Origin of the sequence: Salinicoccus jeotgali (assembly GCF_039538805.1) — a bacterium.
Lineage (GTDB): Bacteria > Bacillota > Bacilli > Staphylococcales > Salinicoccaceae > Salinicoccus > Salinicoccus jeotgali.
In genome coordinates this window covers 1-9,142 of sequence record NZ_BAABCK010000053.1, presented here as the reverse complement: position 1 = coordinate 9,142, position 9,142 = coordinate 1, and the positions used below count along the sequence as shown (strand labels likewise).

General features: G+C 42.6%; 9 protein-coding genes and 1 riboswitch. Of the genes, 3 read left to right on the top strand and 6 right to left on the bottom strand.

The window, feature by feature from the left end:
* Positions 1–147 precede the first annotated feature (147 nt).
* Genes ABD734_RS08210 through ABD734_RS08200 form a run of 3 tightly spaced genes read right to left on the bottom strand, consistent with a single transcriptional unit; the run spans position 148 to position 1,820 of the window.
* Positions 148–816, bottom strand: a complete 669-nt coding sequence (locus ABD734_RS08210) for a sodium:solute symporter family transporter (protein WP_344703240.1) — start codon at positions 814–816, stop codon at positions 148–150.
* A gap of 20 nt (positions 817–836) precedes the next feature.
* Entirely contained in the window at positions 837–1,610 is a 774-nt protein-coding gene (locus ABD734_RS08205; protein WP_344703237.1) for a sodium:solute symporter family transporter, read from the bottom strand.
* A gap of 15 nt (positions 1,611–1,625) precedes the next feature.
* Positions 1,626–1,820 carry a hypothetical protein gene (locus ABD734_RS08200; protein ID WP_344703235.1) on the bottom strand — a complete coding sequence of 65 codons (195 nt, stop codon included), beginning with the start codon at positions 1,818–1,820 and terminating at the stop codon, positions 1,626–1,628.
* Between the two features lie 255 nt (positions 1,821–2,075).
* On the opposite strand from ABD734_RS08200, the gene ABD734_RS08195 reads away from it, so the two are divergent.
* Positions 2,076–2,642: a recombinase family protein gene (locus ABD734_RS08195; protein WP_344703233.1), complete on the top strand. Its 567-nt coding sequence runs from the start codon at positions 2,076–2,078 to the stop codon at positions 2,640–2,642.
* A gap of 475 nt (positions 2,643–3,117) precedes the next feature.
* Here ABD734_RS08195 and ABD734_RS08190 read toward each other — a convergent pair whose 3' ends face one another.
* Entirely contained in the window at positions 3,118–3,441 is a 324-nt protein-coding gene (locus tag ABD734_RS08190) for a hypothetical protein (protein WP_344703231.1), read from the bottom strand.
* 148 nt (positions 3,442–3,589) lie between these two features.
* Here ABD734_RS08190 and pepF point away from each other — a divergent pair, with 148 nt between their 5' ends.
* Positions 3,590–5,395 carry an oligoendopeptidase F gene (pepF, locus tag ABD734_RS08185; RefSeq protein WP_344703229.1) on the top strand — a complete coding sequence of 602 codons (1,806 nt, stop codon included), beginning with the start codon at positions 3,590–3,592 and terminating at the stop codon, positions 5,393–5,395.
* A gap of 33 nt (positions 5,396–5,428) precedes the next feature.
* Here the strand turns inward: pepF and ABD734_RS08180 are convergent, their stop codons facing one another.
* Positions 5,429–6,301 carry a CvfB family protein gene (locus ABD734_RS08180; RefSeq protein ID WP_344703227.1) on the bottom strand — a complete coding sequence of 291 codons (873 nt, stop codon included), beginning with the start codon at positions 6,299–6,301 and terminating at the stop codon, positions 5,429–5,431.
* Positions 6,302–6,316: 15 nt separating this feature from the next.
* Entirely contained in the window at positions 6,317–7,042 is a 726-nt protein-coding gene (locus ABD734_RS08175; RefSeq protein WP_344703225.1) for an NAD-dependent protein deacylase, read from the bottom strand.
* An 84-nt stretch (positions 7,043–7,126) separates the two neighbouring features.
* Between ABD734_RS08175 and ABD734_RS08170 the strand changes: the two genes are divergently transcribed.
* A complete protein-coding gene (locus ABD734_RS08170; RefSeq protein WP_344703223.1) occupies positions 7,127–8,731 on the top strand; it encodes an ABC-F family ATP-binding cassette domain-containing protein in 1,605 nt (534 codons plus the stop codon).
* A gap of 83 nt (positions 8,732–8,814) precedes the next feature.
* A riboswitch (Lysine riboswitch) is annotated at positions 8,815–8,991 on the top strand.
* Positions 8,992–9,142: the final 151 nt, after the last annotated feature.

The following is a 9,142-nucleotide window of genomic DNA, read 5'->3' as shown; positions in this document are numbered from 1 at the left end:
TTACTTACATTATAAAGGGTGCCTTTTGTTTTGTCTTTCATTTATATACATAGGAATCCCCCGGGTTAAAATTTTCATTTTAACCCGGGGGATTCTGCTTGGATCGGGACTTATGTCCCAGCCCCTTCTTTTCAGTCTGCATTTTTTTCAGCATATCCCCGTACTTGTCATTCCATTTCCTGTAGATGGCAAGAACCATGGTGAAACGATGTTGTCGGCATAGGCAAGGCCGACCGGGGAAAAGAGGATATAACAGAATACAATGGCTCCAACGAGCAGGAAGGTTACCGGGAGGGCTAATTTCCATGGTGTCATATCCACTTTCGGGTCAGACTTGAAGTGATGAGGTTCATCAAGTGGGCTTATCAACATAAAGAGCATCATGATTGCTACAGCCAACACGAAAAGTATCCCCTGTATATGGATGAAGCTGATGTCGAAACTGATTCCGAAAAACATCGGCAGACCCCATATCAGCATATAATAGAGCACAACGTGGACGATAATCGCAATCTTGGCCCCGATAGGAGGTACTTTTCTGGAAAGTATTCCAGTGAGGATGATGGCAATTACGGGTATATTGAAAAATCCGGTAAATTCACGGATGATATTACATAATCCTTCTGGCGCCCGGAGCAGGAGTGGAGCGATGAAGAAGGAAACAAGGGCAAGTAGGGTGCCAAACCATTTACTGACCTTTATCATCTCAGAGTCTGAAGCATTTCTGTTCACTTTGACCTTGTAAAGATCGTAGACGAACATCGTCGCTGCACTGTTCAACAGCGAGTTGAAGCTTGAGAAAACAGCACCGAGCAGGACAGCTAGAAAGAAACCACTTAATACAGGGGCAGTAACTCGGCAATTAAGGTAGGATAGGCGAGATCCATGGTCTTAAGACCATCTCCATACAGATGATAGACGATGATCCCTGGTATCATCATCATGAAGGGGACAAGTATTTTGAGGAAACCGGCAAACAAAGTTCCTTTTTGTCCTTCAGCCAGGTTCTTCGCCCCAAGTGTCCGCTGGATGACATACTGATTGGTACCCCAATAAAATAAGTTGGCGAAAATCATACCGGTGAATATCGTACCAAAAGGAACAGAGTCTTCCTTCGAGCCGATGGCGTTTAATTTTTCTGGATTGTTAGTGGCAATCACCTTCATGCCACTCAATACGTTTCCATCCCCCAAAGAGTAGAAACCGATGGCAGGTACAAGCAGACCGATGATAAGTAAGCCAATGCCATTCAGGGTGTCCGATATCGCAACTGCCTTCAATCCGCCGAATATAGCATATATGGAACCGATTATACCTACCATCCAAATGACAATCCACATCGACTGCTCAAGGGAGAGACCAAGGAGGGCGGGCACATCGAAGAGTTGCAGCACCGCAATGGATCCGGAATAGAGAACAGACGGGATTGTGACGAATGTATAGCCGAGCATGAAAAGTAAAGTCACCATCATCCTTGTGCCTTTCTCGAAACGGCTATTTATAAATTCAGGTAAAGTGGTGAACGAACCGCCTATGTATCTTGGAAGAAGAATCAGTGCAAGGATGATGACGGCAAAGCCGGCCGTCACTTCCCATGCCATATTGGACATATTTGAACTGTAGGCCTATCCATTAAGCCCGATAAGCTGCTCTGCAGAAAGGTTGGTGAGCACAAGGGAACCAGCAATGAATCCGCCTGTCAAACCGCGTCCAGCCAGAAAATACCCAGCACTGTCGCTTACAGTATTGCGTGTTTTCATATAGGAATAAAAAGCGACGAAAGCCATGAAGATAAAGCATGTGACAATGGTATAGACCATTTTATCAGCTCCATAAGTATATTAATAAAAAGTCCTTACTAATATACTCTCAATATGCATCTATTAAACTTTAAATGAATGAATTTTGCAAATATTAATGTGTCTATTTAACGAGGGTTTTACATACATTAACATAAAAACAACAAATGTTAATAAAATAGGTGTTTTTGTTGTGTTTTAACTTGTATTTTTATCTCAGTGTACTTATACTATATATATACCGTTAAAAATACATTAAAAGGAAGAGATGGAAAAATGAGTAAAATAGGATATGCAAGAGTAAGTACTAAGGGACAAAATCTGGAAAGTCAGCTCGATATGCTTGAAGAAGCAGGATGCATCAAAGTATTCTCGGAAAAGGTAAGCGGTAAGAAAGCTCAAAGAACGGCTCTGGATCAGTGTTTAGAGTATATGAGGGAAGGTGATACTATGGTGATCACCAAGTTGGATCGATTGGGCCGTACTACAAAACAACTTATAGAATTGGCGACGACCTTGGAAAAACGCGGCATAGACCTTGAAATCATCAATATGAATGTGACTACAAAAGATCCGATGGGAAAGATGTTCTTTACGATGATGTCGGCATTCGCAGAACTTGAAGCAAGCTTGCTGAGCGAACGCACCAAAAAAGGGCTTGAGTCAGCCCGGGCGAGAGGCAGAAATGGCGGCAGACCTGGTATTACAGACGATAAAAAAGCAATGATACAATCATTATATGATACAAGGAAGTATACAGGTAAACAGATTGCAGAAATGGTTGGTGTATCTAGAGCGACTGTATATAAAGTTGTAAACGAATCAAAACAAAGTGAATCATAGGATGATAAATCAAGGAAGATTGTACCAATATCAATATAGCGGATAAAGAATAAAGCCTGATCGATATACGGATCAGGCTTTATTTTGGTGCTAAAAGTATTATTTTACAAATGATTTACCAATTACATATTAAAGTTTACATAATATATATTATAGGAAGTTACATATGCGAGAGGATGATACTACTCTTTTTTTATCTTATAGCAATATCTATAGCAACTATCTATAAATCAATTTGACTCAGGTAGATTCAAGCAGGCCTCGGCTTCTAGTGTACGTTGGGCTTGAATGAATCAACTTGTTCGTATTCGTTACATGATTCCAATATCAAATATACAATTTCAGCAATCTTACGTTCATCTACATGTATATACAAAACGTACATGTAGACGAACGCATTCCCATATGAACATAAAAAAACTTCTCTGGATTATCCTCTCCAAAGAAGTTTCTGCATCTTACCAATCCATTGAAACTATACGTCTTTAGTACTGGTATCCACCGGTTTTCCACCACCATCTGAGGTGGATAATTCCTTCTTCCGTTTACGTCCCTTGACATACATCCACACGAGTATGCTTACGATTAATGACAGGACACCTAAGAATACTGCGTAGCCAAACAAAGGCTTCCAGTCAGTGCCTTCTATAAAGTTAGGAATTACGAATGCCGCCAACGTCATCAATATAAAAGAGAATACAGGAATAAGGATATAGTTATGCAATAACCACCCGACCAAGATTGTTAAAATAATGACGGCAAGAACCGTAATCAAATAAAAATTGAAGTTTTCTATCATAATTTCACCCCACCTTCAATATCGCTATAATTATATTACCCATATTACTTTGAAATATTTGCAAAGTATATGATTTGAATTTTTAGAATATTACTGTATACTATCATTAATACTTCGGATTCCGGAATTAAAGGAGCGATTTTTAACTATGGAAGAAATGAAATCAAGAAAAGATGTTGAAGTTCAATATACTTGGGATTTGAGCGATTTATTTGCTGATGATGGTGCTTTCGAACAAGCAATCGAGGAGGTCCGTCCCAAGATCAAAGGTTTTAATGAGGAGTACTCCGGAAACCTGCACAGCCCTACTACTGCAATAGAAGCCATCCAAGAATACAAGTCCATCCTCGAATCACTCGTTCCAATCGGCAATTATGCCAATTTGAAGCTCTCTTCGGACCAAGGTGACGAGAATGCTCAGAAATTGGATGGTATGGCGAGTAATATCAGTACATATTTCAACAGCGAATCTAGTTTCCTCACAAGTGAACTGATTCAAAAAGAGGAAGCGTTTCTTGAAGAAGTGAAATCAGAAGCGCCGCAATTCCTCCACTTCATAGATGAACTGCTTAAAAATAAACCATACCAATTGGATCCGAAAGTTGAAAAAGCGCTCGCAAGCTATTCACCAGTTTTCAACGGCCCCTACAGCTTATACCTTAAAACTAAATTGTTGGATATCGATTTCGGGACTTTCAGCGCCAATGGAAAGGAATATCCCCTCTCCTACCTGTCTTTTGAGGGGGAATTGGAAGGGCACGAAGATGTTGAGGTGAGACGCAATGCATTCAGAGCATTCAGCGATACACTCTCAGAGTATCAGCATACTGCTGCCGGTACTTATGATTTGCAGCTGAAGCAGGAAAAAACGACATCCGATCTTAGAGGGTTCGATTCTGTTATAGATTACCTGCTGCATGAGCAGGATGTGGATCAATCACTCTACCATCGTCAAATTGATATGATAATGAGTGACCTTGCCCCTCATATGCGACGCTATGCAAAACTGTTGAAACGGGTTCATGGACTTGATGAAATGAAATATGAGGATTTGAAGGTTTCACTCGATCCGGCGTCGGAACCTGAAATAAGTGTCGAAGATTCCAGACAGTATATCAATGATGCTCTCAAAGTCATGGGTGATGATTACCTCAATATGGTGAACCGTGCCTATGATGAGCGCTGGATAGATTTTGTCAAGAATAAAGGTAAGTCTACAGGTGCCTTCTGCGCCAGCCCGTATGGTTCGCACCCATTCATCTTGATATCCTGGACTTCCCTCATGACTGAGGTGTTTGTACTCGCCCATGAACTGGGGCACGCTGGACACTTCCATAATGCCAATCGTGAGCAGAATATCTTCGACGCGCGCAGTTCGATGTATTTTGTGGAAGCACCCAGCACAATGAATGAAATGCTGATGGCGAATCATCTTCTAGAGAACTCCGAAGATCCCAAATTCAAACGCTGGGTCATCAGTTCAATAATATCCAGGACATATTACCATAACTGCGTGACGCATCTGCTTGAGGCTGCCTATCAACGTGAAGTCTACAAAAAAGTTGATGCCAAGGAGAATATTTCCGCAGGTGACCTCAACATGCTGAAGCGCAATGTCATTGAAGAATTCTGGGGGGATGATGTAAGCATCACTGAAGGTGCCGAACTGACATGGATGAGGCAACCCCACTACTATATGGGATTATATCCGTATACCTATTCAGCTGGCCTGACGATTGCGACTGCCATGAGCAAGCGTGTACTCAATGAAGGACAGCCGGCCGTGGATGATTGGTTGAAGGTTCTGAAGGCGGGTGGTACGAAGACCCCTGTCGAGTTAGCCAAGATGGCAGGAGTCGATATCACGACTGAGCAGCCTCTCCGTGATACCATTGATTATATAGGAGAACTGGTTGATGAGTTGGAGCAGTTGACCGACCAGATAGAAGGATAGAAAATGAGCAGAAAAAACCCGGTAATCATATGATTACCGGGTTTCCTTCATTTCAGTCTCTTTTTCAGTCTGGACGATTTTACCTTCCTTCATCAAACGGCCAAGTGCTCTTTTGAAAGCGCCTTTTGACATATTCAAAGCTTCTTTTATATCTTCAGGCGCACTTTTATCATTAAGCGGCATACGTCCGCCATTGCGCTCGATGTAATCCAGTATCTTTTCGCTGTCTGCATCCATCTTCTTATATGCCTGTTGGATGAAAGAACCGTTCAGTTCCCCTTTATCGTTGATGCCGATCACCCTAAACTTCTTCAACTCACCTAGGCGTGGTTCTTCTTCGCGCTCACTCTCATGGATAAAGACTTTATGTCCTTCATTCGTCAAAAGGAACGAGCCTATCCTAAGCAGACGGTAAGGACGTCCTTCCATCCATTTATTCCTGTAGTCTGCGAATGCCGATTGATCAAGTGGTGTGAAGCGCTCGGCGGCTTCCTGTTCAGTGACCAGGCGCCCGAACAATTGGTTGTCGCTCTCAGCCCTCAACTTCAAATAAAGCTGGTCCCCTTCTTTAGGCCAGACTGACTTCACTTTAGGGAGGTCAACCCAAGGCACAAGGATTTCACGCGGGGCCCCGACATCGACGAACGCTCCCTCCCGTGTCACCTCAACCACTTCTGCGTAACCGTATTTATCAACAGTTGCAGTTGGCACTATAGGAGCAGCAAACAGTTCCCCACTTCTATTTGGATAAATGAATGCGCTGATTTCTTCCCCTATCTCATAATCCTGTTCCGAGGCAGATGCATTCATTCTGATATAGACTGCGTCTTCCCCTTTAAGGTGATATGTGGAACCTTCCCTTTTTATGATTTTTAAAAATTGTACTGTACCTGATATCTGATTCATGAATGATCTCCTTCATTAGTGTTCTATATTTTTTATTATCGTGGTCATATCTTGATTGATGACCAGGTCGGCCATAAAATCAAAAGGCGTTTCTTCTCTGTTGATGATGACAAGATGGTGACCTTTGAAGTAATGGAGCAGATAAGCTGCGGGGTTCACAACCAGTGACGACCCCAATACAATCAGTGTATCCGCTTTTGATATCTTGTTTTGGGCGGACTGCAGGACACGCTCGTCGAGCATCTCTCCATATAATACTATGTCAGGCCGCAATATCCCGCCGCATTCACACGTCATTACATCATTTTGTAATAAGGCACCCTTAGTATAATCCTGATTGCATGAGATGCAGTAGAAACGATTGAGCGAACCATGCAATTCATCTACATTATTGCTGCCGGCCTCGGTATGGAGGCCATCAATATTCTGGGTCACGGTCCCAAGCGAACGCCCTGCAGTCTCCATTTCCGCAATGAAGTGATGGACAATGTTTGGGTGCTTGTCGCTGGTCAGCAGGCGTTTCCTGTAGAACTGCACAAAGCGCTCAGGTTCTTCATCGAGATGGTCGCGGCTTAAAAGATATTCAGGTGAATTTCCCGACTGTCTGATTTCATCGAACAATCCACCCATACTCCTGAAATCCGGTATGCCACTTTCAACTGAAACTCCAGCACCAGTAAAAAAGACGATATCGTGACTGGTATCGATAATGCTTTGAAACCGGCGTATATCGTTCTCCATCGGTACTCATCCTCCTAGAATTATATTTCAATGGTACCATAAATGTGGTATCATCGCTTAAGAATATACTAAAGGAGAATGCCTATGCTACAGGTAACAGACGTAAGTCTTAGGTTTGGTGACCGCAAACTATTCGAAGACGTAAATATAAAATTCACGCCAGGAAATTGTTATGGTCTCATTGGGGCGAATGGCGCCGGCAAATCAACATTTCTGGATATCCTCTCAGGAGAAATAGAAGCTCAGACTGGTCATGTGAGCCTAGGGAAAGACGAGCGTCTCGCTGTATTGAAACAGGACCATTTCGGTTACGAAGATCAGCGTGTATTGGACGTCGTCATGATGGGACACTCGAAACTTTGGGAAATAATGAATGAGAAGAACGAAATTTACATGAAACCGGACTTTTCTGATGAAGATGGCATACGTGCAGCCGAGCTTGAAGGTGAATATGGTGAAATGGGCGGATGGACAGCCGAAGCCGACGCTGAAAGCCTGCTCCACGGACTGGGTATAAAATCTGACTTGGTCGATAAGAATATGTCGGAACTCGAAAACAATCAGAAAGTGAAGGTCCTGTTGGCCCAAAGCCTGTTCGGCGACCCGGATGTACTGCTTTTGGATGAGCCGACCAACGGTCTCGATATAGAAGCGATTCAGTGGCTTGAGGAGTTCCTCATCAATTTCGATAATACTGTTATCGTGGTTTCCCACGACCGTCGATTCCTTAATAATGTATGTACCCATATTGCGGATCTTGATTTTGGTAAGATCGAGCTTTATGTGGGCAACTATGATTTCTGGTATCAATCCAGTCAACTCGCCCAGCAAATGGCACAGGACCAGAATAAGAAAAAAGAAGAGAAAATCAAAGAACTCAAGGATTTCGTTGCACGCTTCAGTGCCAACGCCTCCAAGTCCAAGCAGGCGACAAGCCGTAAGAAGACCTTGGAAAAGATCGAATTGGATGACATAAAGCCATCATCAAGAAAATATCCATTCGTCAAGTTCACGCCAGAACGTGAAATCGGCAATGACCTCCTCTATATTAAAGGGCTTAGCCACAGCATCGATGGCGTCAAGGTGTTGGATGACGTCAATTTGACACTCGACCCTTATGATAAAGCAGTTTTAATTGGTTCATCAGAAATTGCCCGCACTACTTTCCTCCGCATATTGGCTGGCGAAATTACTCCTGATGAAGGAGAAGTAAGATGGGGCGTGACAACAAGTCAAAGTTATATGCCAAAAGACAATTCAGCTTATTTCGAAGGGGTGAACACGAACTTGGTGGACTGGCTGCGTCAGTATGCCCCTCCTGAGGAGCAGACAGAAACTTTCCTCCGAGGATTCTTAGGCCGCATGCTTTTCAGTGGTGAAGAAGCTAAGAAGAAAGCAAATGTTCTTTCCGGGGGAGAAAAAGTTCGTGCAATGCTCTCTAAGATGATGTTATCCAAAGCCAACGTGGTACTTCTTGATGAACCGACAAACCACTTGGATCTTGAAAGCATCACGGCAGTGAATGATGGATTGAAGGATTTCAAAGGCTCAATCATATTCACTTCACATGATTTTGAATTCATCAACACCATCACAAATAAAGTGATTGAACTGCAGGATAAAGGTGCAATCGTCAAAGAATCAAGCTATGAGGAGTACCTGAAGGACAAAGGTCTCATAAAATCCTAATTAAAAGATAATTTAAAAAAATATAAAATAAAACAGTTTACTTATATAGGCTGTCTATGTATAATCATATCTACAAATCAAATATGTTTGGATGAGGCGCATCAATCATGAGTAGCCGCTTGCTAAAGTCTGCGAACTTTAAGCTGGTGAAAGGGTGCGATGCCGAAATAGTGCACTGTTGCAGCAGTCTGCTATTGGATCCGGTGGTTAAGAGCTACGGGTCTGTCATTATTTTTTAATAATGGAGTGCATCACTTGTATATGGATAAAACAAGTCTGGCATTCTGATTTGACCCCCTCCAGGTTTACAGATGAAATAAAACATCTGTAAACCTGGAGGGGGTTCTTTTATGACTGACAAATATTATTCATTTGAAGAAAAGCTGAAAATGATTCAGGAATTGAGGGTAG

Coding starts and splice junctions, on each gene's coding strand:
- ABD734_RS08205 (WP_344703237.1), bottom strand. CDS start 1,610: ATGTCCAATATGGCATGGGAAGTGACGGCCGGCTTTGCCGTCATCATC.
- ABD734_RS08200 (WP_344703235.1), bottom strand. CDS start 1,820: ATGGTCTATACCATTGTCACATGCTTTATCTTCATGGCTTTCGTCGCT.
- ABD734_RS08195 (WP_344703233.1), top strand. CDS start 2,076: ATGAGTAAAATAGGATATGCAAGAGTAAGTACTAAGGGACAAAATCTG.
- ABD734_RS08190 (WP_344703231.1), bottom strand. CDS start 3,441: ATGATAGAAAACTTCAATTTTTATTTGATTACGGTTCTTGCCGTCATT.
- pepF (WP_344703229.1), top strand. CDS start 3,590: ATGGAAGAAATGAAATCAAGAAAAGATGTTGAAGTTCAATATACTTGG.
- ABD734_RS08180 (WP_344703227.1), bottom strand. CDS start 6,301: ATGAATCAGATATCAGGTACAGTACAATTTTTAAAAATCATAAAAAGG.
- ABD734_RS08175 (WP_344703225.1), bottom strand. CDS start 7,042: ATGGAGAACGATATACGCCGGTTTCAAAGCATTATCGATACCAGTCAC.
- ABD734_RS08170 (WP_344703223.1), top strand. CDS start 7,127: ATGCTACAGGTAACAGACGTAAGTCTTAGGTTTGGTGACCGCAAACTA.